Source organism: Wolbachia endosymbiont of Nomada ferruginata (assembly GCF_001675785.1).
GTDB classification, from domain to species: Bacteria; Pseudomonadota; Alphaproteobacteria; order Rickettsiales; family Anaplasmataceae; genus Wolbachia; species Wolbachia pipientis.
Genome location: NZ_LYUY01000041.1, coordinates 9,354 through 11,319, shown reverse-complemented (window position 1 = coordinate 11,319; position 1,966 = coordinate 9,354). Strand labels below are relative to the sequence as shown.

The 1,966-nt window shown below is 36.1% G+C and carries 3 protein-coding genes; 2 read left to right on the top strand and 1 reads right to left on the bottom strand.

Features of this window, described 5'->3' with window-relative positions:
- Window positions 1-22: 22 nt before the first annotated feature.
- A complete protein-coding gene (locus BA053_RS03340) occupies window positions 23-205 on the bottom strand; it encodes a hypothetical protein (RefSeq protein ID WP_156518220.1) in 183 nt (60 codons plus the stop codon).
- 67 nt (window positions 206-272) lie between these two features.
- Here BA053_RS03340 and BA053_RS03335 point away from each other — a divergent pair, with 67 nt between their 5' ends.
- Entirely contained in the window at window positions 273-1,526 is a 1,254-nt protein-coding gene (locus BA053_RS03335; RefSeq protein ID WP_065106753.1) for a Tc toxin subunit A-related protein, read from the top strand.
- A 1-nt stretch (window position 1,527) separates the two neighbouring features.
- Window positions 1,528-1,966 (top strand): DUF4815 domain-containing protein (locus tag BA053_RS08000; protein ID WP_245611574.1); only part of this gene is annotated, 439 nt, incomplete at its 3' end.

Sequence of the window (1,966 nt, the reverse complement as noted above, 5' to 3'; positions counted from 1 at the left end):
TGAAAGGACTCTTATCATATTCTTAAGCAACTTCAACAAGACTTGGAGCTTGTGGTATATTTGGAGCTGCAGCATTAGCACATTGGATACCTACAGTATTTGGTTTTTCTTTTGGTGGTGCTAAACCTGGCTTTTCTACACAAACAGGAGCAGATTTTCTGACTACTCTAGCAGATATTAAGAAAGAAGGTGCAGAATTATCCAATATCATAGCAAGTTATCAAAGACGTGCTGAAGATTGGGATCTACAGAAAAAATTAGCTGCCTGTGATGTGAAGCAGATCAACCACACAATAGAGGCAAATCAAATTAATCAAACCATTGCTGAGCAAGAATTAAAAGTACATAAAGAGTCAATCAAGCAAAACCAGGAAAAAAGGGAATTCTTTGAAAGTAAGTTTACAAGTAAAGAGCTCTATGACTGGATGAAAGGGCAAATAGCAATAATATATTTCCAAGCTTATAAGATGGCTTTAGAGATGGTAAAACAGGTGGAAAAAACTTATCAGTATGAGTTGAATAACGATAGAGTATTTGTTACAGCAAGCTCTTGGAACAGCTTAAAAGAAGGATTACTTGCAGGTCATAGCTTGAAGTTTGCTCTTGAGCAAATGGCCAAAGAGTATCTTGATAATAATGAAAGAGCTCTGGAGATTACTAAAACAATACCTCTAAGTCCTATTGCAATCAATGAGTTAAAAACTCAAGGAAGCTGTAAGTTTGCATTAACAGAAAAAATGTTTGATCTTGATTTTCCAGGTCATTATTGTCGTAAGATTAAAAGTATAAGAATTACTATTAAAGCAGAAGTTGCTCCTTATCAGGATATTCATGCTACATTGCAACAAACAGCCAACAGAGTAGTACTGAAACCTGAGATTGAGGCAATAAGGTCATTACTCGATGAAAATAATGAACTCAGTGATAATCAATCATTAAGAGTAAACTGTAATACAAATCAGCAGATAGCAATATCAAAAGGAAACCAAGAAGATAGTGGATTATTCGAATTAAACTTCAATGATGAACGTTATCTACCATTTGAAGGTACAGGGGCGGTATCTGATTGGATTTTAGAGCTACAAAATACTGAAAAAGTTTCTGATGTGATTATACATCTTGATTATACTGCATTTAACGGAGGAAAAGAGTTAAGTAACAAAGTAAAAGCTCTGCCGAAGCTAAAATACTATTATGACATGTTGGCAGTGAAGTTAAGTGAGGTAGATCAAGAAAAGTGGCAAAGATTTAAACAATCAGGAGAGTTTAAGTTTAAACCTTCTTTTTCGACTCGAATTAAAAATCCAGAAATTGATTTAAGTTATAACGGTGTTTATCTCGTACCAAAAATAGCAGATGGGAGTGAGGTAAATATAAAACTGGGTAATAATGTTTGGGATAAGGATACTCATAAAGTAACTGTAACTGAGCTGGAGAATGATTGGGTCATTAAAGCAACTAATGCGAATAAAATAGAGGAGATTACGGTGATAATCCCTTATAAGGCTGAAGTCAATTGGAAGTAACATGAGTTTAAACGGCTATTACAATCGCTTTGATCCTGACAAAGAGTACGAAAAAAGCTTATTCCTGGCAGGAAGGGGTTTACAGTCAGCAGAATTAAACGAGACTCAAGAGTATGCTCTTTTCAAGCTCAAAGGCATAGGAGATGCGATATTTCGTGATGGTGATGTTATAACAGGAAGCAACTGTATCATAGATGGGGAAACCGGCGAAGTCACACTTGAATCGGGAAAAATCTATCTTCGTGGAGCGGTGAGAAAAGTAGGGGGAAAAAGATTTATTATTCCACTGAATACCACAGTTCGCATCGGTGTTTTTTTCGCCCTATCCACTATTACAGAACTTGAGGATGAGAATCTTCGTGATCCTGCCGTTGGTACACGTAATTATCAAGAAGTAGGGGCAGCAAGACTTAAAGTTTCCACCATTTGGGGTTATCAAG